The 24660-nt window shown below is 41.5% G+C and carries 23 protein-coding genes and 1 pseudogene; 17 read left to right on the forward strand and 7 right to left on the reverse strand.

All coding sequences use genetic code 11. The annotated features are described in order from the left end of the window. A pseudogene (locus tag QL989_RS17445) lies at positions 1–578 on the forward strand (hypothetical protein); the annotation flags it as partial. A 142-nt stretch (positions 579–720) separates the two neighbouring features. Here the strand turns inward: QL989_RS17445 and QL989_RS17450 are convergent. From QL989_RS17450 to QL989_RS17460, 3 genes are read right to left on the reverse strand one after another with little or no spacing between them, the layout of a single operon-like run. Beyond that, positions 721–1908, reverse strand: coding sequence for a VWA domain-containing protein (locus QL989_RS17450; protein WP_290171410.1), 1188 nt, complete (start codon positions 1906–1908; stop codon positions 721–723). Between the two features lies 1 nt (position 1909). Further along, positions 1910–2758, reverse strand: a complete 849-nt coding sequence (locus tag QL989_RS17455) for a MoxR family ATPase (protein ID WP_008464234.1) — start codon at positions 2756–2758, stop codon at positions 1910–1912. 54 nt (positions 2759–2812) lie between these two features. Next, positions 2813–3037: a DUF1653 domain-containing protein gene (locus QL989_RS17460; protein WP_008110327.1), complete on the reverse strand. Its 225-nt coding sequence runs from the start codon at positions 3035–3037 to the stop codon at positions 2813–2815. 61 nt (positions 3038–3098) lie between these two features. Here QL989_RS17460 and QL989_RS17465 point away from each other — a divergent pair, with 61 nt between their 5' ends. The 11 genes from QL989_RS17465 to rpoS all read left to right on the forward strand — a co-directional run bounded on the left by QL989_RS17465 (position 3099) and on the right by rpoS (position 10740). After that, the gene (locus QL989_RS17465) at positions 3099–3578 is read left to right on the forward strand and encodes a DUF2947 domain-containing protein (RefSeq protein WP_008464232.1); all 480 of its coding nucleotides are present in this window, start codon (positions 3099–3101) and stop codon (positions 3576–3578) included. A 75-nt stretch (positions 3579–3653) separates the two neighbouring features. Further along, positions 3654–4286: a hypothetical protein gene (locus QL989_RS17470; RefSeq protein ID WP_178956472.1), complete on the forward strand. Its 633-nt coding sequence runs from the start codon at positions 3654–3656 to the stop codon at positions 4284–4286. A 34-nt stretch (positions 4287–4320) separates the two neighbouring features. Next, complete coding sequence (ftsB, locus tag QL989_RS17475; protein ID WP_008110330.1) at positions 4321–4608, forward strand: cell division protein FtsB; 288 nt, start codon at positions 4321–4323, stop codon at positions 4606–4608. After that, entirely contained in the window at positions 4598–5299 is a 702-nt protein-coding gene (gene ispD, locus QL989_RS17480) for a 2-C-methyl-D-erythritol 4-phosphate cytidylyltransferase (protein WP_290171412.1), read from the forward strand. The genes ftsB and ispD overlap by 11 nt, the downstream gene beginning before the upstream one ends. Beyond that, entirely contained in the window at positions 5296–5778 is a 483-nt protein-coding gene (gene ispF, locus QL989_RS17485) for a 2-C-methyl-D-erythritol 2,4-cyclodiphosphate synthase (RefSeq protein WP_008464226.1), read from the forward strand. The genes ispD and ispF overlap by 4 nt, the downstream gene beginning before the upstream one ends. Beyond that, positions 5775–6824 (forward strand): tRNA pseudouridine(13) synthase TruD, encoded by a 1050-nt coding sequence (locus QL989_RS17490; protein WP_290171413.1) that lies wholly within the window; start codon positions 5775–5777, stop codon positions 6822–6824. The genes ispF and QL989_RS17490 overlap by 4 nt, the downstream gene beginning before the upstream one ends. Continuing rightward, complete coding sequence (surE, locus tag QL989_RS17495; RefSeq protein WP_010387748.1) at positions 6805–7569, forward strand: 5'/3'-nucleotidase SurE; 765 nt, start codon at positions 6805–6807, stop codon at positions 7567–7569. Before QL989_RS17490 ends, surE begins: the two co-directional genes overlap by 20 nt. Continuing rightward, positions 7559–8197 (forward strand): protein-L-isoaspartate(D-aspartate) O-methyltransferase, encoded by a 639-nt coding sequence (locus QL989_RS17500; RefSeq protein WP_290171415.1) that lies wholly within the window; start codon positions 7559–7561, stop codon positions 8195–8197. The genes surE and QL989_RS17500 overlap by 11 nt, the downstream gene beginning before the upstream one ends. A 9-nt stretch (positions 8198–8206) precedes the next feature. Further along, complete coding sequence (locus tag QL989_RS17505; RefSeq protein ID WP_138609355.1) at positions 8207–8785, forward strand: YqaA family protein; 579 nt, start codon at positions 8207–8209, stop codon at positions 8783–8785. A 41-nt stretch (positions 8786–8826) separates the two neighbouring features. After that, positions 8827–9651 (forward strand): peptidoglycan DD-metalloendopeptidase family protein, encoded by an 825-nt coding sequence (locus QL989_RS17510; protein ID WP_178956469.1) that lies wholly within the window; start codon positions 8827–8829, stop codon positions 9649–9651. Between the two features lie 117 nt (positions 9652–9768). After that, positions 9769–10740: an RNA polymerase sigma factor RpoS gene (gene rpoS / locus QL989_RS17515; RefSeq protein WP_109874229.1), complete on the forward strand. Its 972-nt coding sequence runs from the start codon at positions 9769–9771 to the stop codon at positions 10738–10740. 56 nt (positions 10741–10796) lie between these two features. Here the strand turns inward: rpoS and mutS are convergent, their stop codons facing one another. Beyond that, the gene (gene mutS / locus QL989_RS17520; RefSeq protein WP_198523584.1) at positions 10797–13382 is read right to left on the reverse strand and encodes a DNA mismatch repair protein MutS; all 2586 of its coding nucleotides are present in this window, start codon (positions 13380–13382) and stop codon (positions 10797–10799) included. A gap of 21 nt (positions 13383–13403) precedes the next feature. Between mutS and QL989_RS17525 the strand changes: the two genes are divergently transcribed. Both QL989_RS17525 and recA read left to right on the forward strand, forming a co-directional pair. Continuing rightward, complete coding sequence (locus QL989_RS17525; RefSeq protein WP_290171418.1) at positions 13404–13892, forward strand: CinA family protein; 489 nt, start codon at positions 13404–13406, stop codon at positions 13890–13892. Positions 13893–13960: 68 nt separating this feature from the next. Continuing rightward, entirely contained in the window at positions 13961–15004 is a 1044-nt protein-coding gene (gene recA / locus QL989_RS17530; RefSeq protein ID WP_058155138.1) for a recombinase RecA, read from the forward strand. 112 nt (positions 15005–15116) lie between these two features. On the opposite strand, the gene QL989_RS17535 is transcribed toward recA, so the two are convergent. Next, positions 15117–17237: a TonB-dependent siderophore receptor gene (locus QL989_RS17535; protein WP_290171425.1), complete on the reverse strand. Its 2121-nt coding sequence runs from the start codon at positions 17235–17237 to the stop codon at positions 15117–15119. Between the two features lie 202 nt (positions 17238–17439). Beyond that, a complete protein-coding gene (locus QL989_RS17540; RefSeq protein WP_008111542.1) occupies positions 17440–18600 on the reverse strand; it encodes a DcaP family trimeric outer membrane transporter in 1161 nt (386 codons plus the stop codon). A 417-nt stretch (positions 18601–19017) separates the two neighbouring features. Between QL989_RS17540 and acs the strand changes: the two genes are divergently transcribed. The 3 genes from acs (at position 19018) to QL989_RS17555 (ending at position 23468) form a co-directional block, all read left to right on the forward strand. After that, positions 19018–20958, forward strand: coding sequence for an acetate--CoA ligase (gene acs, locus QL989_RS17545; RefSeq protein ID WP_008111543.1), 1941 nt, complete (start codon positions 19018–19020; stop codon positions 20956–20958). 92 nt (positions 20959–21050) lie between these two features. Further along, the gene (locus QL989_RS17550; RefSeq protein WP_008111545.1) at positions 21051–21701 is read left to right on the forward strand and encodes a response regulator transcription factor; all 651 of its coding nucleotides are present in this window, start codon (positions 21051–21053) and stop codon (positions 21699–21701) included. Between the two features lie 159 nt (positions 21702–21860). After that, positions 21861–23468, forward strand: coding sequence for an AbgT family transporter (locus tag QL989_RS17555; RefSeq protein ID WP_008111547.1), 1608 nt, complete (start codon positions 21861–21863; stop codon positions 23466–23468). A gap of 76 nt (positions 23469–23544) precedes the next feature. On the opposite strand, the gene purU is transcribed toward QL989_RS17555, so the two are convergent. Continuing rightward, complete coding sequence (gene purU, locus QL989_RS17560) at positions 23545–24375, reverse strand: formyltetrahydrofolate deformylase (RefSeq protein WP_008111550.1); 831 nt, start codon at positions 24373–24375, stop codon at positions 23545–23547. Positions 24376–24660: the final 285 nt, after the last annotated feature.

Here is a 24660-nt window from a genome sequence, read left to right on the forward strand (position 1 = left end):
ATTATGTTACAGAGCTAGCCATTAAATCTCGGGAGCTTAAGTTTTTACCAGACTTTCGAAGCTTTAATAAATTAAAATCGCTCAGTTTGTCTCATATTAAATCAGGTGACCTATTGAATGATATAACTAGTAAAACATTAACCTCCCTGCATTTAAGCAATACAGATTTAACTGAGGTTAAATTCGGAAAAAACATTGAAAATTTAGATAACATATCAATAATTTTTGCTAATGAGATTAAAGACTTTACCTTTGTAACAGACTTAAAGAACTTAAAATGCTGTAGTGTATTAGCTTCAAGAATAAACGGATTTAGAGGTATAGATAAGTTAAAAAACCTTACGAGTTTGACCATATCACATTGCAATATTAACAGTAATGTTGATTGGTGTTTGCTAGGTAGGTTAAGTAAATTAGAAGAGCTAGACTTTACTATCGATGGTATTGAAGATATTAGTTTTCTTTACAAACTCAAAAGCTTGAGGTTTTTAATTGTAAATACGAAGAAAAAAATAAGCGAAACTAAGGGGCTGGTTTTAAAAGATTTAAAATCTAGAGGTGTAATGGTTCATATGTAAATGAGCTCTAGCAGTCTCATTCAGATGTTTTAGTTTTTACTTATGTCATACTCCAGTATTTACATAGAGTATATATCTAGATACTGGGCTTTCAGTATAAATAATAAAATGTTAATAACACTTTTAATATTTATACTGAAAATTAACTCAGCCCTTTTATCGCGCTACTTATTCCATCTAAACTCAGCGGGTACATTCTGTTATCCATCAGCTGCTTTATAAAATCAATTGATTGATAGTACGGCCAGTGTTCAACCGGTTGTGGGTTGAGCCACGCGACTTTATCAAAGTGATTGGTGATTCGGTTTAACCATGCACTGCCGGGTTCTTCATTCCAATGCTCTACTGAGCCGCCAGGATAGGCAATTTCATACGGGCCCATAGTGGCATCGCCAACAAATATAACTTTGTAGTCGCTAGTAAACTTGTTGATGAGTGTCATGGTGTCAATAACGTTTGAGTGGCGGCGTTGGTTATCTTGCCAAACGTGTTCGTATAAACAGTTATGGAAGTAGTAAAACTCTAAATGTTTAAACTCACTGTGGGCGGCGCTAAATAACTCTTCACAGGTGTGAATGTAGTCATCCATTGAACCGCCAATATCAAACAACATCAATACTTTTACCGCGTTGTGGCGCTCGGGGGCCATTTTTACATCGAGCATGCCGCCTTGCTTGGCGGTCGCGCGTATGGTTTCGTTTAAATCAAGGGTGTCGCTCGCGCCAGTACGGGCAAATTTGCGGAGCTTTTTAAGCGCCAATTTTATAGTGCGTGAACCAATTTCACGGTCAGAATCTAGGTTACGGTATTCGCGCTTATCCCACACTTTTACTGCTTGGCGATTGCGGCTGCCGTCTTGACCAATGCGAACGCCCTCAGGGTTATAACCATATGCACCAAAAGGCGAGGTGCCGCCTGTACCTACCCACTTATTGCCGCCAGCATGGCGTTTTTGCTGTTCTTCTAAACGCTCTTTTAGGGTTTTCATTAGCTCGTCGAGCCCGCCCATGGCTTTTAGTTGGGCTTTTTCTTCATCGCTTAGGTGCTTTTCAAACTCTTTACGCAACCAATCTTCAGGTAAATTGTGTTGTTGTTTTAAGCTCTCGAGTAGGTCTAAGTCGGCAATACCGCTAAAGTAATCGCTAAAGGCTTTATCGAACCGATCAAAATGGGTTTCGTCCTTTACCATAATAGTGCGCGCTAAATGATAAAACGCGTCTACATCAGCAAATATAACGCCTTGTTTTAAAGCGTTAATTAAATCGAGTAGTTCGCGCAGGCTCACAGGTAAGCGGTATTCTCGTAATTTGAAGAAAAACGCAATCAACATCTTAACGGCGACTCATAAAGGCTAATTTTTCGATTAGGCTTATGTCTTGCTCGTTTTTAAGCAGCGCACCAAACATCGGCATTAAACCGCCTTTTTGCGCTTTGTCGTGCAGGGTTTTTGCGTCTATATCTTCAGCCATTAATAGTTTTAACCAATCAAGTAACTCGCTGGTGGATGGCTTCTTTTTAAGGCCGTTGGCTTCACGTAAGTTAAAAAATACTTCTAGCGCTTGGCGAACTAAATCTTGTTTAACATGCGGGTAGTGCACATCAATAATTTGCTGCATTTCGTCGCTATTTGGAAAATCAATATAATGGAAAAAACAGCGACGTAAAAACGCATCAGGCAGCTCTTTTTCATTGTTTGATGTGATGATCACAATAGGGCGCTCTTTAGCCACAATGCGCTCACCGGTTTCGTATACATGAAATTCCATTTTATCGAGTTCGAGTAGTAAATCGTTTGGAAACTCAATATCGGCTTTGTCTATTTCGTCAATAAGCAGTACTGGGCGTTTGCCGTTTAATTCAGCGTACATGAAGGCTTGCCACAGCTTACCTTTAACTATGTAGTTGCTAATATTGTGAACGCGCTCATCACCTAGCTGGCTGTCGCGCAAACGCGATACTGCATCGTACTCGTACAAACCTTGCTGCGCTTTAGTGGTTGATTTTATATGCCACTGAATAAGCTCAGTATCTAAACTTTTCGCTAACTCTTCAGCCAGCATGGTTTTACCTGTGCCAGGCTCGCCTTTAATTAAAAGCGGTTTTTGCAGCATAATAGCGGCGTTTACTGCCTGTTTTAATGCTGAGCTTGCGATGTAATTATCAGTAGAATTAAATTGCACGGGTTATCCTTTATCTGGTCTGAGCAGTAATTGTTATGCGTTATAATGCCATAGTTAATCGGCTTCACCAAGGTAGGCAAAACGGGCGATAGTTTTACCGTCTTTTTCTACGGTTTCAGTAAACATACTTAGTGGGCGTGCCCATATGCCGTATTCACCGTATAAGGCTTGGTAAATAACCAATTGCTCGTTGGTTTCGCTGTGAGTCGCCACATGCATAACTTTATATTGTGGGCCTTTGTAGTGTTGATATAAACCCAGTTTTAGTGCTGTAGTCATAGTCTGTTATCTTGTATAATTTGCCTTCGCTTTTTATTATGCCAAAGAATACAGCAATACTATGAATTATATTTCTCTTGATGATTACAAAAAAGCCTGGGTATTTCGCCACAAAGATATTCCGGTTTCAGATATTGATGCAGCCAATATTAAACCCATGACCAGCGAGCGTGCCGCCGTACTGTGGACAACCATGGTGAGTCGCGAACATGATCATCCAGACTTTTTTGATAAAACCGATTGGTGCGCGCAAGAGCAAAACTTTAGCCAAGAAATTAATTGGGAAGATGCGTGGGAAAGCGAAGAACCCCAATTTCCAGATGCTATTTTGAACCACTTAGATTGGCAGGCTAATACCACAGTGTATTTTTGCATGGCACGCGACAATATTATCGAAACGACATTTGATGTGTTTAAACGTAACTGGCAAAACTTTATGTTTTTGGCTGATGGCAGCTTATTAATAGGTAAAAAGCGCAGCACTATGGTGCAATTTTTAGAATCAGGTATTGCAAAATTAGGTGAAAAGCCAAGCGCTTAAATTACTACAAGTGCTTAAAAACTGTGCATTACTGTGTTATAAAACAGTATTAAAATGTTTTTTTGAGTACAGCGATTGGTTGCTAAAAATAAGCAGTTTAACACAAGCCAGCAAGTTGAAATGTGGCAAACTGATGCAGAAAAAGTGCTTTACGCACAATTATGCAATGCTTTTTATCAGCGTGAAGTTCAGCGCTTAGTGGCTGAACCTAATGGTGACCGTTTACGCAGGCAATTAAAAAGCCTGCCTTATTATATTGAACGTGCCGCAACACGTGTAGCTAATGCACCATTGCCTTTTACGCTTGATGCGCAAAATGGAGGCTGGCTTGAAAAACAAAAACCAACACCGCCAGAGGCTAATCCTTCAGCGAATGAACTTTTTTATCAAGCGCATGCCAAAGTAGGGCTAATAATTCCGGTATTATTACAAAGTCACGGTCAAATTCGGGTTAGAATAGATAGCATTGATCAAGTAGCTGATACGCAACTGCATTGTAATGAACTTGGCTGGTTTGATTTTTTAGGCCAAGGACTTGAGCAACAAAGTGCGCAATTGCTTAAACCTAGTAAAACGAGCCTTGCAGCAGCGTGTTGTGGCCACCAGTGGCAGTTTTCAAAGCGTAGCACGCCACGGGTTTTGTCATTACGGGAAATGTTACTAGCTGCCAATATTAATTGGCGCAATGTTAAGCGGCCGCTAGCATAAGTAGATAATTAAAAATTAAAATAAGGAGTGTTTAATGCGATTTTTTCAATTTGGCTTGTTGTGCTTAGCACTTTTTATCCAGTATCGGCTTTGGTTTGGTCATAACGGGGTGCAAGACTACACCCGTTTAAAAAATGCGGTGGCATCGCATCAACAAACTAACGAAAAACTAATAAAGCGTAATAAAGTATTAAAAGCGGATATAGAAGATTTAAAGCTCGGCCACGAAGGCATTGAAGAGCGTGCCCGCAACGAATTAGGAATGATTAAACCGGACGAAACCTTTATTCGTGTTTTACCGGCTCAACACCATGACAAATAAACAAACTATTGCTGCTATTGTTCCTGCCGCAGGTGTTGGCAGTCGAATGCAACACACAACACCAAAGCAATATATTTCCTTAGCAGGGAAAACTATTCTAGAGCATACGCTCGCTAAGTTATCGCAGTTACCGCAGTTAAACTCTATAGTGGTGGCTCTGAGCGAAAGCGACCCCTACTTTGACGACCTTACGCTAGCTGATCCTCGCATTGTGCGTGCTATTGGCGGTAAAGAGCGCGCAGATTCAGTGTTAAATAGTTTATTGTTTTTAGCTGCCAACCCACCTGCTTGGGTTCTGGTGCATGACGCTGCAAGACCTTTAGTCGATATTGCTGATATAGAGCGCTTAATCGCACAGTGCATGCAGGCTGATGAAGGCGGCATTTTAGCCAGCAAAGTAAAAGACACTATAAAACGAGGGCAAAGCCATGCGCAGCAAACTGTGCCTCGTGATGATTTATGGCAAGCGCTTACCCCGCAACTGTTTAAATACAACGAGCTTAAAACGGCATTGCAAAGTGCGCTTAACGGCGGCGTTACTATTACTGATGAAGCCAGTGCAATGGAGTGGGCAAATAAGCCGGTAAAGCTGGTAGCAGGGCGTAGTGATAATATTAAAATTACCACCCCAGAAGATTTAGATTTAGCAGGCTTTTTACTGCAAAAACAAAATAATGAGAGTGCAACATGATACGAATAGGCCATGGTTTTGACGTGCATAAATTTGGAGGCCAAGGGCCTTTAACTATCTGCGGCGAAAAAATTGATTATCCACAAGGCTTTTTAGCACACTCAGATGGTGATGTAGCTATTCATGCCTTATGTGACGCTATTTTAGGATCATTAGCGCTGGGCGATATTGGTAAGCATTTTCCGGATACGGCCAGTGAATATGAAAATATTGATAGCCGTATTTTACTTCGCCATGTAGTGAACCTTGCTAAGCAACAAGGTTATGTATTGGGCAATGCGGATGTCACTATTGTGGCACAAGCACCAAAAATGCTGCCGCACATTCAAGCGATGCGTGGCAACCTTGCCAGTGATTTAAATGCCGAGCTTTCACAGGTAAATGTAAAAGCTACTACTACCGAAAAGCTCGGTTTTGAAGGGCGTAAAGAAGGCATTTCAAGCCATGCCGTGGTCATTATGAGCAAACAAAACGCATGAGCGAATTAAATTATTTATATGGCGCGCCGCTTTCCAAAGCCGACTTTAAAACCACCGCAGAAGACTTTATGGTTGATGAGGATCTCGGTATAGAGTTTACCGGCAGTGGCGAACATGTGTGTTTGCAAGTGGTTAAAAAGGGTGAAAACACCCAATATGTTGCCAAGCTGATTGCACAAAAAGCGGGTGTATCGCCACGTGATGTAAGCTATGCCGGTATGAAAGACCGCCATGGAGTATGCTCGCAGTGGTTTAGCGTAAAAGTACCGATTAAAAAGCATATTGATTTTACTGAGCTGAACAGTGAAAGCGTATTTGTGGTATCGCAGCAGCGCCATGAGCGAAAATTGCGCACTGGTTGCCATAAAGGAAATAGATTTACTATTACCTTGCGCAATGTAACCGAGCCGCTTGATATTTTATGCCGTATAAACGCGGTACGCGCAGGTGTGCCTAACTATTTTGGTGAACAGCGCTTTGGTCGTGATGGACACAACCTAGTGATGGCCGAAAAAATGTTTGCCGGTGAGCGTATTCGCGATAAAAAGCTGCGAGGCATTATTATTTCTGCTGCGCGTTCACATGTGTTTAATCAAATTGTTAGTTTACGCGTGGCTGAGCATGGCCTTGCTAAAACCATGCATCGCGAAGTATTTATGCTCAGTGGCAGTAATGCATTTTTTGAAGATGCGATAAGTGATGAAAATATTGCACGGCTTGCTTCTGGCGATATTATGATGTCGGCGCCCATGGTGGGCAAAAGTGAAAAAGGCTTAACCGAACAAGAAAAAACATGGTTGGCACCGTATCAAGCATGGTGTGATGGCTTAGGGGGTTTAGGGCTTAAAAACGAGCGTAGAATGCTGCGTTTAATACCCCAAGAGCTAAGCATAGAAACACTTGATGAACGCACATTAAAACTCAGCTTTGGTTTACCCAAAGGCTGTTTTGCAACGGCTTTACTGCGCGAACTGGTTGATTATACTGACGCCAGCCCACGCGAGCGAAAAGAAAAGGATACCGCAGATGAAGATTCTATTAAGTAATGATGATGGTGTTAATGCCAAAGGTATTGCTGTTTTATATCAAGCATTAACACAAATTGCTGAGGTAACGCTGGTTGCTCCAGATAGAAATTGTAGTGGTGCTAGTAATTCACTAACGCTAATGAATCCGCTGCGTGCCACAACGCTCGACAACGGATTTATGTCGGTAAACGGTACACCCACTGATTGTGTGCACTTAGGTGTTAATCAATTAGTGGATGAAAAACCCGATTTGGTTGTTGCCGGTATCAATCATGGCGGTAATTTAGGCGACGATACACTTTACTCTGGTACAGTTGCTGCGGCGACTGAAGGTCGTCATTTGGGCTTACCAGCGATTGCGGTATCTTTGTGCTCTCATCATGGTGAGCATTTTGAAACAGCGGCAGCCGTTACTGTAAATATTATTAAAGGACTTGCCTCACATCCGCTGCCGAAAGATCAGATCATTAATATTAATGTTCCCGATATTCCGCTCTCTGAGCTCAAAGGCGTTCAGGTAACTCGTTTAGGAGCTCGTCACAAAGCAGAAACTATGACCAAGCAAACCGATCCATGGGGACGCGATATTTTTTGGTATGGATCGCTAGGGCTTGAAAGCGACGCCGGTGAAGGTACTGACTTTTATGCGGTTAATAATGGCTATGCATCAGTGACCCCGTTAAGCGTTGATATGACCGCCAAAGACAGTATTAAAGCCGTGGGAGAGTGGTTAGCCGAGTTGGAGATTAATCGTGCTGGCTAATTATACTCGCAGTGCACAAGCACTTTCAGACCTTTTACAGCGAGATGGCGTAGAAGATAAAGAGGTTTTAAAAGCGATTGCGCAAATTCCTCGGCATATTTTTATTGATGATGTACTCAAACACAAAGCGTATCAAAATACCGCGCTACCTATAGGACAAGGGCAAACTATTTCTCAGCCTTATATTGTTGCGCGCATGACCGAGCTAATGCGATTAGCCGGTGTGCAACATAAGGTGTTAGAAATAGGCACAGGGTCGGGCTATCAAACGGCGGTTTTAGCTAAAACCTTTGATAAGGTATATTCGGTAGAGCGTATTAAAGCTTTGCAATGGCAAGCTAAACGCCGATTACACCAGCTCGATTTGTACAATGTCACCATGAAACATGGCGATGGTTGGCAAGGCTGGCAGTCACAAGCGCCATTTGATGGCATTATCGTGACCGCTGCGGCAACCACCATTCCCCCCGAGTTACTCGCACAACTTGCCGATGGAGGCGTATTACTCGCCCCTATTGGTGAGGCAGAACAAAAATTAACCATGGTTATTCGCCAAGGCGATAGCTTTACAGAGCATGTAATTGCGCCAGTTAGATTTGTACCTTTAGTCCCTGGTGATATTGAATAGGAATTCATTTTGAAGTTGTTTACCAAGTTATACGATATGGCGCTAGTGTGGGCTAAACACCGCCATGCAGAACGTTATTTAGCAGGAATGAGCTTTGCCGAATCGGTTTTCTTCCCAGTTCCACCTGATGTAATGTTAGCGCCTATGTCGCTAGCGCAACCAAGTAAGGCATGGCGATTTGCAAGCTTTGCCACGGTTGCTTCTGTGCTCGGCGGCGTGCTGGGTTACTTACTTGGATTTTGGTTGTTTGAACCGGTTGTAGAGCCCTTTATTGCGCAAATGCAATGGCAAGATAAATTTAATACGGCGCTTGCATGGTTTAAAGATTATGGCGTTTGGGTGGTATTTATAGCGGGGTTTTCTCCTATTCCTTATAAGGTATTTACCATTGGCGCTGGCGTATTACAAATGGCGTTTTTACCCTTTATTATTGCCTCGGCTATTGGGCGTGGCGCGCGTTTCTTTTTAGTATCTGCTTTAATGAAGTGGGGTGGAGTTAAAATGGAACAAAAATTACGTCAATATATTGAAGTACTTGGCTGGGCAGTGGTTGCTTTAATCGCTGTTGCGTACGTATTATTGCGATAATCGCCATAATGCAACGATGTTAAAACAGAGGGCAAAACACATTGAATAAACAAATACGCTGTTATGTTGCTTTATTTATTAGTGTTTTGCTTTGTGCATGCTCGTCTCGCCATGTTCCTGCTCCTGTAAGTAGTTTAAATAATAATATTAATGACTATCCCTCACGGATTAATATTAACGGTGGCAAGTACACGGTACAAAAAGGCGATACACTTTATTCGATTGCTTTTAGTGCTGGAAAAGATTTCAGAGAACTTGCAAAAAATAATTCAATTCCATCACCTTACACTATTGTTCCTGGTCAGGTTGTATCCCTTTTAGAACCAAGTAGGTCAAGGGTTGCACAAAAAACTTACCAAAATAAGCCCGCTAAAAAGTCATCTAATTTACAAAAAAGTAACAGAAAATTAAAGAAAGAGCTTGATAAGCCGAAAAAACGTAGGTATGTTCAAAAACAAGCTAACCAAAAAATTAGTCAGTCTCAAGGTTCTTCAGCTAAAAAGTTGAGTTGGTTTTGGCCTGCTAAAGGTAAAATAACAAAACGCTTTTCTAACAAGGAAAATGGTTACAAAGGCCTACAGATTGCTAATAAAAAGGGTACTGCTGTACTCGCCGCTGCAAAAGGAACGGTAGTTTACGCGGGTAGTGCGCTAAGAGGTTACGGTAATTTAATCATATTGAAACATAATGATGATTACCTAAGTGCTTATGCACATAACTCAACGTTACTTGTGAAAGAAAAGCAAATAGTGAAGGCGGGACAAAAAATAGCAGAAATTGGTAATTCAGAGTCTTCAGTAACGGCACTTCGTTTTGAAATTCGTTATCGAGGAAAAGCTGTTAACCCTGCTAAGTACCTACCCTGAACTGAAGGTGTTGATTGACTGTTCTGGAGAAGGCTCATGGCTAATACAGCAAAAGCTTGTAAAACGACTACAGACCTAAATCATAAAGTTATTGATAGCTTGCTCAGGAGAAGTCTTATGGCTGATGTAGCAAAAGCTGAGAAAACCCCCACTGATGATAAGTTTGACGACTCTAAAATAGAGGAGACAACGAAGTTACTTGATGAAGTGGAAGATGAAGATGTATTTGTAAAAGAAGAAGTCACTAAAAACCTCGATGCCACCCAGTTATACTTAGGCGAGATTGGTTTTTCCCCTCTATTAAGTGCAGAAGAAGAAGTGTTTTTTGCACGAAAATCGCTTAAAGGCTGCGAAGCCTCCCGAAAACGTATGATTGAAAGTAACTTACGCTTAGTTGTAAAAATTGCGCGTAGGTACAACAATCGTGGACTTGCTCTACTTGATTTAATTGAAGAAGGTAACTTAGGGCTGATCCGAGCAGTTGAAAAGTTTGATCCTGAACGGGGTTTTCGATTTTCTACTTATGCCACATGGTGGATACGACAAACCATTGAACGGGCAATAATGAATCAAACCCGTACTATTCGTTTGCCTATTCATGTTGTTAAAGAGCTTAACGTTTATTTACGTACAGCACGTGAGCTAACTCAAAAGCTTGATCATGAGCCAACCGCAGAAGAAATTGCAGAAAGCTTAGACAGACCGGTCGAAGATGTAACAAAAATGCTTCGCCTAAACGAAAAAATAGCGTCTGTAGATATGCCTATTGGTGGCGAGAATGACAGTGCATTGTTAGATGTAATTGCCGACGAAAAAAATGTAGGTCCTGAAGGTGAAGTGCAAAACAATGATATGAATACGCATATTATTGACTGGTTAGGTGAATTGAACCCTAAGCAGCGCGAAGTACTGGCACGTCGGTTTGGTTTACTCGGTTATGAGCCTTCAACGCTTGAAGATGTGGGCCGTGAAATTGGGTTGACCCGCGAGCGAGTTCGCCAAATACAGGTTGAGGCGCTACGTCGGTTAAAAGATATTTTGCAGCAAGAAGGATTAAGTACCGAAAGCTTGTTTGAGCAGTTTGCTTAATCTAAACACACAGTAAAATTAAATACAGCCCGACTTTTTAGTCGGGCTGTTTGCGTTTAAAGCAGTGCTTTTAATTTATAAAGCAGTTCATGCGCCTGACGCGGTGATAGGTTATCGGGATCTATTGCGGTCATTTGTTGCTCAAGTTCACTAGGCTGAATTATTTGCGGTTCACTATCAAACGGTAAAACCTGTTGCTCTGTGGTGACTGTTGTGACACTTTGATGATTTTCAAGCAAGGTTAGCTTTTGTTTAGCTTGGGCAATAACCGCTTTAGGCACACCAGCCAGGGCTGCCACTTGCAAACCAAAACTTTTACTTGCGGCACCATCTAATACCGTGTGCATAAAGGCAATGGTATCGTTGTGTTCAATGGCATCTAGGTGCACATTAACCAGCCCAGGCGTTTGTTCTGCAAGCTCAGTGAGTTCAAAGTAATGGGTTGCGAACAGAGTTTTAGCCGCGATTTTTGAAGCAAGATGATCAGCTGTTGCGTATGCCAGTGATAAACCATCGTAAGTACTGGTTCCTCGGCCTATTTCATCCATTAATACCAATGATTGTGCGGTGGCATTATTTAAAATTGCCGCAGTTTCTGTCATTTCAACCATAAAGGTAGAGCGCCCAGATGCTAAGTCGTCACTGGCGCCAATGCGAGTAAATATTCTATCAATATTACCAATCTTTGCGCTATCAGCAGGAACGTAACAGCCAATGTGCGCCATAAGCACAATAAGCGCAGTTTGGCGCATGTAAGTTGATTTACCGCCCATGTTAGGACCAGTAATTATCAACATTTTACGCTGGCTATTGAGCTCCACAGGATTGGCAATAAATGGGTCTTTCATTACTTGCTCAACTACAGGGTGGCGGCCTTGTTCGATGCTGATATTATCGTTATCGCAAAGCTCAGGCTTGGCATAATTTAGCGTTTGGGCACGCTCTGCTAAATTATTCAGTACATCTAAATCGGCAATGACCGAGGCCATTATTTGCAGCTGCTCGATATGCGGAGCAATAAATTCAAATAGCTGTTCGTATAGCTGCTTTTCTAGGGCCAGCGCTTTTGATTGGCTGCCGAGAACCTTGTCTTCATGTTCTTTAAGTTCTGGAATTATATAACGTTCATTATTTTTTAACGTTTGACGACGAATATAATCTGCAGGCACTAAGTGCGAGTTAGCGCGGCTCACTTCAATAAAAAAGCCATGCACTCTGTTATAACCAATTTTAAGTGTACTAATACCTGTGCGTTCACGTTCGCGCTGCTCTAGCTGTTCAAGCACATCGGTGGCACCTTGGCTTAAATTACGCCACTCATCAAGTTCGCTGTTATACCCTGGCGCAATAACACCGCCATCACGTATTAACACTGGTGGGTTATCAATCACTGCACGTTCAAGTAATGCTTGAAGCTCGGGGAGCTCTTTAGAGTGGGCAATAATATGAGAAATACGCGCATCTGTGGCATCGCTTAATAAGTTATGTAGCGGTGCTAATGCTTGAAGCGCACTACGAAGCCGTGTTAAATCACGTGGCCGAGCAGTGTGTAATGCCAAGCGAGCAATTACACGTTCTATATCACCAATATCTCTGAGAGCGTCATGCAGCTCACTGCATAATTGCACATCTAAAATAGCACTAATGGCATTTAGACGAGAGTTTAACTCGTCTTTATTACGAATAGGGGTATGAATACGGCGCTTAAGTAATCGTGAGCCCATAGCTGTGGCTGTTTTATCAAGCACTTGGGCAAGGGTATTTTCAAAGCCACCTGATAGATTAACGGTAAGCTCAAGGTTTTTGCGAGTTGGCGCATCTAAAATAACCGCGTGTTCGTTATGCTCAAGGGTAATTGCACGAATGTGCGGTAATGCAATACGTTGGGTATCTTTTACGTATTGCATTAAACAGCCTGCCGCTACCAAGGCGCTATGCGCTTTGTCGACGCCAAAACCGACTAAATCTTTGGTGCCAAACTGCTCGCACAGTAAGTGTTGCGCGGTATCAAGGTCAAACTCCCAATCAGGGCGACGGCGCGCTCCCTTAATATGTTCAATTAAATGAGTGTTTTCAAAGTGTTCACTATATAGTAATTCAGCAGGCGCTAAGCGTTGTAGGGTTGAGCTAAATGCTTCATCGGTACTAACTTCAACAACATTGAAGCGCCCAGAGTTGATATCAAGATACGCAACACCGTATTGACCTTTTTTATTTTGCCAAACACTGGTTAGTAAGTTGTCTTGGCGCTCTTGTAGTAAGGCTTCGTCAGAAATAGTACCTGGGGTTACAATACGCACTACTTTGCGTTCAACAGGGCCTTTGCTGGTGGCAGGGTCACCCACTTGTTCACAAATAGCCACCGACTCGCCCATTTGTACTAAGCGGGCTAAGTAGTTTTCTACCGCATGATAAGGCACGCCCGCCATAGGAATAGGATCGCCCCCTGCTTTGCCACGGTGTGTTTGTGAAATATCAAGCAACTGCGCGGCGCGTTTTGCGTCATCAAAAAAGAGTTCGTAAAAATCCCCCATCCGATAAAACAATAAAATATCGCGATGCTCTGATTTTATTTTTAGATACTGCTGCATCATAGGGGTTTGTTGTTTTATAGTGTGCGGTGCATAAAGATCAAACGACATGTATTTACCCAAAGGCTGAATATGGAATTACATCAAGAGATTAAGACACTTGCTGCGCAATTAGGCGCTATTTTAACGGATAAACGCTTATGGATCACTACCGCTGAATCATGTACTGGTGGTGGAGTGAGTTATTCGCTTACCGATACCCCAGGAAGCTCTGCATATATTGATCGTGCATTTGTTACTTATAGCAATAACGCAAAGCATGAATTACTCAATGTGAAGCATGCTACCCTCGAGCAATTTGGCGCAGTAAGCGAACAAACAGTCATTGAGATGGCTGCAGGTGCCTGTAAGGCAGCAAATGCTGATATTGGTATTGCTATTTCAGGAATTGCAGGTCCAGGTGGTGCCACTGAGGGCAAACCGGTAGGGCTTGTGTGGTTTGGACTGCAAATTAACGGTAAACACTGGACGTTTGAACAAGTATTTAATGGTGATAGGGCGCAAGTTAGGCTGCAAGTCATTGTATTTTCTTTAAAAACTATAATAGAGAAGATAAAATAATAAAATTAGCTTGATACTGTGATTTCATACAGTATACTTGTGTGCATTAGCTGGATTTGGAGAAGAAAATGAACGATAACAAACAAAAAGCGTTGGACGCAGCTTTATCACAAATTGAACGTCAATTTGGTAAAGGTTCAATCATGAAATTGGGTGACAATAAGGCGTTAAACATTGACGCTGTATCAACAGGCTCGCTAGGTATTGATATTGCTTTAGGCATAGGCGGCTTGCCAATGGGGCGTATTGTTGAAGTATATGGCCCAGAGTCATCAGGTAAAACAACGCTAACATTACAAGTTATCGCACAAGCTCAAAAAGAAGGTAAAACGTGTGCCTTTGTTGATGCTGAGCATGCTCTTGATCCAGTTTACGCACAAAAGTTAGGCGTTAATATTGATGAGTTACTGGTATCTCAACCAGATACGGGTGAACAAGCACTGGAAATTTGTGACATGTTAGTGCGCTCAAGCGCGGTTGATGTAGTTATTGTCGATTCTGTTGCTGCATTAACACCTAAAGCTGAGATTGAAGGCGACATGGGTGATTCACACATGGGTCTACAAGCACGTTTAATGTCACAAGCACTACGTAAGCTTACAGGTAACATTAAGCGCTCAAACACGCTATGTATTTTCATTAACCAAATCCGTATGAAAATTGGTGTAATGTTTGGTAACCCTGAAACAACAACTGGTGGTAATGCCCTGAAATTTTACGCCTCTGTACGTATTGATATTCGTCGTATTGGTTCAGTAAAAGAAGGTGATGAAGTTGTTGGTAACGAAACGCGTGTTAAAGTTGTGAAGAACAAAGTAGCACCGCCGTTCAAACAAGCTGAATTTATCATTATGTATGGTGAAGGTATTTCTAAGCAGGGCGAGCTGATTGATTTAGGTGTTAAGCATAAAATTGTTGAAAAAGCAGGTGCTTGGTACAGTTACAATGGCAACAAAGTTGGCCAAGGTAAGTCTAATTCAATTAAGTTCCTTAAAGAAAACCCTGAAATTGCAGATGAAATTGAAGGTAAGTTACGTGAAATGCTATTGCTAAAAGCAACGGTTGAGCCAGAAGATGGCGAAGACGTATTAGGTGATGAAGGCGACCTTTAAGCCATTTAGTTTTAAAGCTTGATTTGACCCGAGCTTAAAAAAAGCGCTAACCATTTAGGTTAGCGCTTTTTTATTGTTTGCTATACAGTGACTTAAAGCCTAATTGTTAGCTTTATAGCTGCCAGTTAACTGACAATGAGTAGTTACGTGGTGCCCCGTAATAACCTTGTGCCCAATAGAGGCTGTTTATGTACTTTTCATCAGTGCTGTTATTAACATTAAAGGTAACACCGACGTTTTGAGTAATTTCGTAGGTGGCCATTAAATCTAATATGCCATAAGCCCCTTGTTTTGTAGTAACCAATGCGTTACCTGCTGGGTCTTTTACTTGCACGCGGCTAGTCGCATCTTGCCAGCGGTAATTAGCACCTAAGGTTAAACCATTAATAAATGGTACTTGATAAGTAGCTGCCATTTTTAATTGGTTTTCGGGGGTGTAATCTTTTACAAGCTCATCACCATCAATGCTTAAATTACTAAAGCTGATGCTGGCACTTAAATCATCAGTTAAGCGACCGCTTAGCTCAATTTCGAAACCATCACTGTTAATACCATCTGCAGCATAATAACGCGTATCGCTAGGAAGAGAGTCTGGAAGTGCAACAGCAAGTCCATCTTGCTTAGCATCAAAATAGGCCAACGTGACAAACACTTGATCACCTAAAAGCTGTGCTTTTAAGCCAACCTCAGCACTTTTGCCAATAACCGGAGCCAGTTGTTCAGCGTTAATGTCTAACTCTTTTTGTGGCACAAACGTTTCGGTGTAGCTAGCATACGCTGATAACGACTCAGTAAAATCGTACACCGTACCAATGTAAGGAATAACCTCTGAGTCATCGCGGGTTTGCACTACACTATAAGCAGTACCTTTAGTTTCCCAATCGGTATAGCGTACGCCTGCCAAAATGCTTAATGGCTCTGCTAGTTTAATACGAGTTGAAATATAGGCAGATCTTTGTGTATTTTGTACATCACTGCCGTTAGGCGAATCAACCAGTGTTGCCTCAGGGATAACACCATCCCAAGTCGCTAAATCAGGCATCGCAGGGAAACCATTTCCTGTGCTGTAGTCATAAAGCGATTGGTCATTAAAGTCCATGTTTGCTTGGCTAATACCGAATGATAAGTCGTGCTCTAGTGAAAATAACTCAAATTTACCGCTGGCATATAAGTCAAACAAATCTTGGGTGTCTTTGTAATCATAACGACTCGCATAGCCGGTTAAACCTAAACCAGTTTCTTTATCTGGGGTACCATACACATAAAATAATTCAGAATTTTGTTCATTCTTTATGTGGGCATAACGGGCTTTAGCGACCCAGGTCGCCGATAAATTTTGCTCAATTGTTACATAGATACGTTCAGCGCTATTATCCCAATACGACCAATCTGCAGCTGTACTAGTTGACTCATCATAGTTAGTGGGGGAGCCATCTGTGTAATAAAGCGGTAGCGCGCCCCATAGAGGGCTGTCGGCATCTTTTTGTTGGTTTACATAGTTAATGCTCAGAAGTGTATCGTCGGTTAGCTTTCCTTCATAGGCAAGGTAGGCAATGGTTTTATCGGTTTCGTAGCGGTCTAGGTATGACTCTTTATCTTGCTTAGTAAATACAGCACGGACAGCATGCTCGTCGTTAATCGGTGTGGAAACATCAATATCTACACGTTTGTTATTCCACGAACCATAAGAAGCCGATGCATGAACTTGTGTTGTGTAGGTTGGCTTTTTTAGCACCATATTAACAGTCGCTGATGGGTTACCTGCACCGGTCATCATGCCATTGGCACCACGTACAATTTCAACACGGTCGTAAATTGCAGTATCAAGTGTCCCTTGAATTGAACCAGAGGTTTGCGGTGTGCCTAAGCCATCGATTAAAAAGTTAGTTATTTCAAAACCACGGGCTTTAAAGTATGTACGATCGGTTTCTATTTGTTCTACTGTTACGCCTGGTGTGCTCTCTAGTACCGCATTAATATCATCAAGCGAAAAGTCATCCATTAACGCGCGTGAAACAACAGAAATTGATTGCGGAGTTTCTTTAATGGTTAAACCTAGCTTAGTCGCAGACTGCGCTTCTTCGGTAATATAGTTTTTATGATGTTGCCCATAAACAGCAATTTTTTCTAAAGGTAGGTTGTCTTGCGTGTCGTTTGCAACAGCATGCCCAGATAAAACCAGTGAAGTAAGTAGACTCAGTTTAAATGCAGAGTTTTTATGTTTGTACAGCATCATGTTTCCCATAAGATTAAATGTGGGTGGTAATTTAATCTAAATGAGAGTGATTTGCAATTGCGTTTGCTGGGTATTTTACACGTCTTTAATATTTTTTAAGTAAAGCGCATGGATTTGGTTAACTTGATCTCTGGTTAAAAACAAAAAAAGCGGCCGAAGCCGCTCAGGAAGTAAATCAGTATTTTAATTGGTTAGGAAATTAAAACGCATACTTTACAGAAAATTGTAAACGATCTAGATCGCCATCTACGCCACTTTCAAGCTCGCGTTCTGCATGTTTAAATTCAGCGCCAAAGGTTAGACGTTTAACCGGTGAGTATAAAATATTTGCGCTGTAGCTTTGGCTTGATTCTGTAGGGTCGCCATACATTGCAAGTAGGTTTTCATCATTATCAGCAGACAAGAACGAATATAAGAAAGTAGAGCGCCACTGGCTGTTCCACTTATGTTGATACGCAATAAAACCAGATGTTGAATCAATCGCATCTAGGTCATCACCATTAAGAACCGCACCACGTGCTACGTTTAGACCCACATAACGACCTAGTCCTTTACCTTGGGTAAGCATAAATTTTAGATTGTCTTCACCAAGCTTCACCATACCCGATGCACTAACACCAAATGAGGTTTCATCGGCATCAACACCACCTACTTTGTAGGTCAGTTGACGAGCAAGGGCTGTTACTACAAAGTTACCCCAATCAGCATTATGGGTGTAGCGTGCGGTAAAGTCAGGTAATGAGGCATCATCAGTTACGGCCATGCCACCGCCGGCTGTAGTAATTGTGCTTTCTGGGTTCTCTAACGAGAATGACCATGCACCCGTAGTGTATTTAATTTGAGATTGACGAACAAACACCGTGCCTTCTGCAGGACCAACAAAATCAAGTGCTTCTGGTAATGCACCGACGTTTTGAAAGTTTGACCATGTTTGACCAAATAACCAGCCATCATATGAGATAAATGCATGGCGAATGCGCGGAGAGTATGAATTAGACACACGCTCGTTGCCGCCAGGAGCTGACAATAAAAAGTCTAGCTCTATTTTAGTTTTAACCGTTTTACCGTTATCTAATAAGGTAGCAGTTCCAAAATTAAAACGTGACTCACGAGCGTGCATATCAAATACGGCGTCTGAACTATTATCGTTACCAACGGTTAGTGTACTTGGCACATAAAAATCACGGCCAACACTGGTGCCCGCAGGAGCGCCTGCTGAGTAGTCACTCCACATTGCGTCGAGTTTAATGTATCCACCGTAGGTAAATTCTGTATCACCTATTTTTGCAGCATAAGCTGTGCTAGAAAGTGCACATAGTACAGCACTAGCTGCCAGTGTTTTAATTGGAGTAAATTTCATTGTTGCGTCCTTTTATAGGCTACTTGTTGTATGTTGTTTGCTTATGATATGTATTAATGTGTGTTACTTATATAGTACTAACAGATTGAATTTAATTATCTTTAATCTAATTTGTTAGTAAATACGAATTATTAATAAACAATCAAAGTTTTTAAATATTCAAGCTACTGTTGTATATGTACACAATTTACTCAATCAACTATTAGTCTATTAGACTAAGGTTTAATAATTATTGAGTGTTCATATACTTTTATTTAATAGTATGTTTTTTATGTAAATAGGGTGTAGCCATGAGGATTATAGATAAGATAATCGTTGTTTGAACTCAGATACAACTAATGTCTAATATTTAATAGTGCACTGCTGAGTAATCCTTGATGAAAAGCCTAAGGCAAGTAATATAAATTGGAGACTAATATGTCACAAAGTATCTATCCAGTTCCTGCGCACATTAAAAACGCAGCGCTCGTCGATAATGAAAAATATAATACGATGTATAAACAGTCTATTGAGGACCCTGAAGGGTTTTGGGCTGAGCACGGTAAGCGTCTTGACTGGTTTACTCCATATTCAAAAGTAAAAAACACTTCATTTGATAAAGGCCATATCAATATCAAATGGTATGAAGATGGCTACCTTAATGCCTCATATAACTGTATTGATCGTCACTTAAAAACAAAAGCAGATAAAGTAGCGTTAATTTGGGAAGGCGATGATCCCTCGCAAAGCGAAAATATTACCTACCAACAACTACATGATGAAGTTGCTAAATTTGCCAATGGTTTAAAAAAGTTGGGTGTGAAAAAAGGTGACCGTGTTGCCATTTACATGCCAATGAGCCCACAAGCTATATATGCAATGCAGGCTTGTGCTCGTATAGGCGCAATTCATTCAGTTATTTTTGGTGGTTTTTCACCGTCAGCTATTGCGGATCGTATTAACGACTCGGGCGCTAAAGTGGTGATCACGTCAGATGAAGGCCGACGTGCAGGTAACTGTGTTCCGCTCAAAGCCAATGTAGATGAAGCCGTATTACAAGATTCAGTCACCACTGTTGAACATGTAGTGGTACATAAACTAACGTCAGGCGATGTTGATTGGCACGACCATGATATTTGGTGGCATGACTTAGTTGCAGATCAAGCGCCAGAGTGCGAACCTGAACACATGAATGCTGAAGACCCGCTGTTTATTCTGTATACCTCGGGTTCTACGGGTCAGCCTAAAGGTGTGGTTCATACCACCGGTGGCTATTTAGTCTATTCATCTATGACCCACGAATACATTTTTGATTTAAAAGACGATGATATTTTTTGGTGTAGTGCTGATGTTGGCTGGATCACAGGTCACAGTTATATTGCTTATGGACCGCTCGTTAATGGGTGTACACAAGTCGTATTTGAAGGCGTACCAACTTACCCAACTGCTGGTCGTATGGGTGAAGTGGTTGATAAACATAACGTGACAATTTTATACACAGCACCTACTGCCATTCGTGCATTGATGGCCAAAGGCGAAGAGCCGATTGCCAGCTCACATCGCGACAGCTTGCGCATTTTAGGTTCTGTGGGTGAGCCAATCAATCCAGAAGCATGGACCTGGTACTATGAAAAAATTGGTAAATCTAATTGTCCAATTGTAGATACTTGGTGGCAAACTGAAACCGGTGGCATCATGATTGCGCCATTACCAGGTGCAACCGATATGAAACCTGGCTCTGCAACTCGTCCATTCTTTGGTATTGCACCGGCGTTATTTGATGCTGAAGGCAATACATTAGAAGGTGCGGTTGACGGTAACCTTGTGATTTTAGATAGCTGGCCTTCACAAGCACGAACTGTGTATGGCGACCATGAGCGCTTTGAACAAACCTACTTTAGCGCTTATCCTGGTGTGTACTTTACTGGTGACGGTTGTCGTCGCGATGAAGACGGTGATTATTGGATCACAGGACGCGTTGATGACGTACTTAATGTGTCTGGGCACCGTTTAGGTACTGCTGAAATTGAAAGCGCATTAGTTGCTCATGAAGCTGTAGCTGAAGCGGCAGTGGTAGGTTACCCACATGATATTAAAGGCCAAGGTATTTACGTTTACATAACTCCTAATGAAGGCGTTACTGTGAGTGATGAGCTGACCAAAGAGATCCGTAATTGGGTACGTAAAGAGCTAAGCCCAATAGCATCACCCGATATGATTCAATGGTCGCTAGGTTTACCAAAAACACGTTCTGGCAAAATTATGCGTCGTATTTTACGTAAAATCGCGGCAAATGAGTACCAACAGCTTGGTGATACCTCAACACTTGCTGATCCGTCAGTGGTTGATGAGCTAGTAGAAAATCGATTAAATCGTTAATTTCGCGTTAAAAGCTTGATTAGAAGTTGATTCTAAACGTAGTATATCGGCTGTTGTCTATTGGACAGCAGCCGAATTTTTGGGAGTGAACAATGAGTCAGTTTTTAATAGCGGACGATCATCCGTTATTTCGTGAAGCACTAAAGGGCGCTTTGAGTGCAAAGTTTGCGGGTTTGGAAGTTTTCGAATCAGCAGATTTTGATAGCACATTGCAGGTGTTAAGCGAACAAGAAGATCTTGATATATTACTACTAGATTTACACATGCCAGGTAACGGTGACTTATACGGCTTGATCCGTATACGTGAAGATTACCCAAGCTTACCTATTGCGGTGGTTTCGGGTAGTGAAGATGTAAATATTGTTTCGAAAGTTATGGGTTATGGGGCAATGGGGTTTATTCCTAAGTCTTCATCATCTGACGATATTGCCAACGCAATTAACCAAATACTTGAAGGCGATACTTGGCTGCCAACCGAGCTAAAAAGTAAAGTGGCTGAAATCGAAGGCGCAGATAGAGAAATTGCCGCACAAGTGGCATCACTTACTCCACAGCAATACCGCGTTTTACAATATTTGCACGAAGGTTTACTGAATAAACAAATTGCGTACGAACTTCACATTTCAGAAGCCACAGTCAAAGCACACATTACTGCCATATTTAGAAAACTCGGTGTTTATAATCGAACTCAAGCTGTTTTAATTGCTGCAAAACTACAACTAGAACCGATAGAGCAAGCTTAAGCAGACGAAATAAGAGGCGAGAGCCTCTTTTTTGTAACCCCATCACAATAAAACCCATCAGTTAATTACCATGACATAACAAGTCATTCATCTTTATTACATGACCTGCTCAGAAAATAATGCTAGGTTACGGGCATTTTGTAATTAAGAGAGCATGGTATGTCAGACTCAATGGACTCACCACACACATCCCAAGATGAAAATCAGGCCGCAAAGGGCGGTTGGTTTAATCGATTTTTAGCCACGGTAGAATTTTTAGGGAATATGCTTCCCCATCCAATTACCTTATTCGCGCTGTTTTGTATTGCCATTATTTTATTTAGTGGCGTTGCTGATTGGTTTGGACTTAGTGCTATCGATCCTCGCCCTGAGGGCTCTGCTGGGCGCGATCCAGATGGTGTAATTGAAGTTGTTAGCTTACTCAGTGCCGAGGGCTTACAGCGTATTGTAACGGGATTGGTAACTAACTTTACCAGCTTTGCCCCATTAGGTACGGTGTTAGTGGCGCTATTAGGTGTAAGTGTTGCTGAACATTCTGGGCTATTGTCTGCGGCAATGCGTGGCATGGTTATGGGTGCATCTAAACGCTTAGTTACCTTTATGGTTGTATTCGCTGCTATTTTATCAAACACAGCATCTGAGCTGGGTTATGTCGTATTGATCCCCCTAGCGGCAATGATATTTCATAGTTTAGGTCGTCATCCGCTTGCAGGCCTTGCTGCAGCGTTTGCTGGTGTATCGGGTGGCTATAGCGCTAACTTATTACTGGGTACTATCGATCCGTTATTAGCGGGTATTACGACGCCTGCAGCACAAATGATTGACCCAACTTACCAAGTAGGCGCTGAAGCAAACTGGTATTTTATGATGATTTCAGTATTGCTAATTGCTGTTTTAGGTACACTTGTTACTGAGAAAATTGTTGAGCCACGTTTAGGTAAATATAACCCAGATGAAGCCAGTGAAGATTTAGCTCAAAATAATATTGCCGGTTTAACTGCCAAAGAAAAATCAGGTTTAAAATGGGCTGGTGTTTCATTACTTGTTGTTTCGTTGTTACTCGCTTGGACGATTGTTCCAGCAGACGGTATTTTACGTAACCCTGAAACAGGTCTAGTTGCACACTCTCCGTTTTTAAAAGGGATTGTTGTTTTTATTTTTGTTACCTTTGGTATTCCGGGTTTTGTGTATGGTCGCGTGGTTGGCACCATGAAAAATGATAAAGACGTGATCAATGCCATGAGCAAAAGTATGAGCTCTATGGGCATGTACATTGTATTGGTGTTTTTTGCTGCGCAGTTTGTGGCATTTTTTAAATGGACTAACTTAGGCACCATTTTAGCGATTAACGGTGCCGCGTTACTACAAGCTCTTAGCTTGACTGGGCCGGAAGTATTTGTACTGTTTATTTTAATGTGTGCCTTAGTTAACTTAACTTTAGGCTCATCGTCAGCGCAGTGGGCAGTAACAGCGCCTATCTTTGTTCCTATGCTTATGCTTATAGGTTATGCACCCGAGACAATTCAAGCGGCTTATCGTATTGGTGATTCAGTAACTAACTTAATTACCCCGATGATGAGTTACTTTGGTTTAATCCTCGCGGTTGCTACTAAATACAAAAAAGACATGGGAATAGGTACTTTGGTAGCCACTATGTTGCCATACAGCTTAATCTTCTTTGTTGGCTGGGTGGTACTGTTTTACTTATGGGTATTTGTTTTAGGTATGCCAGTAGGCCCTGGGGCACCAACGTATTACACACCCTAATTAGGTAAGGTTTAATATTTACTTATAAAAAATGCCAGCTTAGTAGCTGGCATTTTTAATTTTGATATAAAGCTAATTATGAAAATACCACGGTTTTATTGCCATTAATAAACAGCTTATGTTCTGATGCTAGTTGCAGTGCTTTACAAAACACCGTTTTCTCTACATCTTTACCCATTTTAGCCATCATCTCAGCTGTATTCGCATGAGTCACACTCGATACGTCTTGTAAAATAATAGGGCCTTCGTCTAGCTCATTATTAACAAAGTGAGCCGTGGCACCAATAATTTTCACACCACGTTCAAACGCCTGATGATATGGTTTTGCACCAATAAAAGCAGGTAAAAATGAGTGATGAATATTAATGATTTTACCCTCAAAACGACCTACAAATTCAGGGCTTAAAATACGCATATATTTAGCTAGGCCAATAATGTCTGGGTTATAGCTGGCAATTAAGTCACCGACTTTTTCGTCGTGCTCACTGCGCGTAAGTCCTTCATGAGAAACCATATGAAAAGGAATATCAAACCCTTTCACTAGAGGCTCTAAAGTAGGGTAATTGGCGATAACGGCGAGTATCTCTATGTTTAGGGCTTGTTCAAATTGCTTAAGTAACATGCCGCCCAAACAATGAGCTTCTTTTGTAGCTAATAGTACCACTTTGGTTTTTTCTTCACCGTGCAGTGCCACTTTTGCGCCAGCAGGTAATACATCGCGCAGTTGTGACAAAAACTCAGTGTGTGGTTCGCCAGTAAGCTCTGTGCGCATAAAAAAGCGCTGCGCATCTTTATCTACAAATTCGTTATTACGAATAATATTTAAATTGTGCTCATTACACAGTCCGGTAATTTTGGCGATTAAACCTATATCGTCTGCGCATTGGGTGGTTAGTATATAACTCATTTTCCTCATTCTTACCCAGTAGTTAGTTGCTTCATTATTTGTGTTTTAACTCAGAAAGCAAGGCCTTTGTGTGATGCCCAATATTTAATTTTCATTAAAGCTAAAATAGTGTTACTGAGGTTAGTTAAGATTTAATCGTAAGGTAATAAGCTGTGCACTAGTAAGAATTTATAGCATGAGAAAAATCAGTTATTTATTACTGCTTTTATACTATCGTCTAGTTATAAAGTTTATTTTAGTATGTTTTACTAACATACGAGTGTATTAAATTGCGCAACAACCCTG

It is taken from the genome of Pseudoalteromonas sp. APC 3224 (assembly GCF_030407535.1).
In the GTDB taxonomy this organism is placed as follows: Bacteria; Pseudomonadota; Gammaproteobacteria; order Enterobacterales; family Alteromonadaceae; genus Pseudoalteromonas.

Excerpts from the sequence above, each read along its gene's own strand:
- QL989_RS17460 (WP_008110327.1), bottom strand. The coding sequence starts at position 3,037 with ATGACTACAGCACTAAAACTGGGTTTATATCAACACTACAAAGGCCCA.
- QL989_RS17450 (WP_290171410.1), bottom strand. The coding sequence starts at position 1,908 with ATGTTGATTGCGTTTTTCTTCAAATTACGAGAATACCGCTTACCTGTG.
- mutS (WP_198523584.1), bottom strand. The coding sequence starts at position 13,382 with ATGTCGTTTGATCTTTATGCACCGCACACTATAAAACAACAAACCCCT.
- ispD (WP_290171412.1), top strand. The coding sequence starts at position 4,598 with ATGACAAATAAACAAACTATTGCTGCTATTGTTCCTGCCGCAGGTGTT.
- purU (WP_008111550.1), bottom strand. The coding sequence starts at position 24,375 with ATGAGTTATATACTAACCACCCAATGCGCAGACGATATAGGTTTAATC.
- QL989_RS17555 (WP_008111547.1), top strand. The coding sequence starts at position 21,861 with ATGTCAGACTCAATGGACTCACCACACACATCCCAAGATGAAAATCAG.
- recA (WP_058155138.1), top strand. The coding sequence starts at position 13,961 with ATGAACGATAACAAACAAAAAGCGTTGGACGCAGCTTTATCACAAATT.
- QL989_RS17540 (WP_008111542.1), bottom strand. The coding sequence starts at position 18,600 with ATGAAATTTACTCCAATTAAAACACTGGCAGCTAGTGCTGTACTATGT.
- QL989_RS17535 (WP_290171425.1), bottom strand. The coding sequence starts at position 17,237 with ATGCTGTACAAACATAAAAACTCTGCATTTAAACTGAGTCTACTTACT.
- surE (WP_010387748.1), top strand. The coding sequence starts at position 6,805 with ATGAAGATTCTATTAAGTAATGATGATGGTGTTAATGCCAAAGGTATT.
- QL989_RS17550 (WP_008111545.1), top strand. The coding sequence starts at position 21,051 with ATGAGTCAGTTTTTAATAGCGGACGATCATCCGTTATTTCGTGAAGCA.
- QL989_RS17490 (WP_290171413.1), top strand. The coding sequence starts at position 5,775 with ATGAGCGAATTAAATTATTTATATGGCGCGCCGCTTTCCAAAGCCGAC.
- ispF (WP_008464226.1), top strand. The coding sequence starts at position 5,296 with ATGATACGAATAGGCCATGGTTTTGACGTGCATAAATTTGGAGGCCAA.
- QL989_RS17525 (WP_290171418.1), top strand. The coding sequence starts at position 13,404 with ATGGAATTACATCAAGAGATTAAGACACTTGCTGCGCAATTAGGCGCT.
- acs (WP_008111543.1), top strand. The coding sequence starts at position 19,018 with ATGTCACAAAGTATCTATCCAGTTCCTGCGCACATTAAAAACGCAGCG.
- QL989_RS17465 (WP_008464232.1), top strand. The coding sequence starts at position 3,099 with ATGAATTATATTTCTCTTGATGATTACAAAAAAGCCTGGGTATTTCGC.
- rpoS (WP_109874229.1), top strand. The coding sequence starts at position 9,769 with ATGGCTGATGTAGCAAAAGCTGAGAAAACCCCCACTGATGATAAGTTT.
- ftsB (WP_008110330.1), top strand. The coding sequence starts at position 4,321 with ATGCGATTTTTTCAATTTGGCTTGTTGTGCTTAGCACTTTTTATCCAG.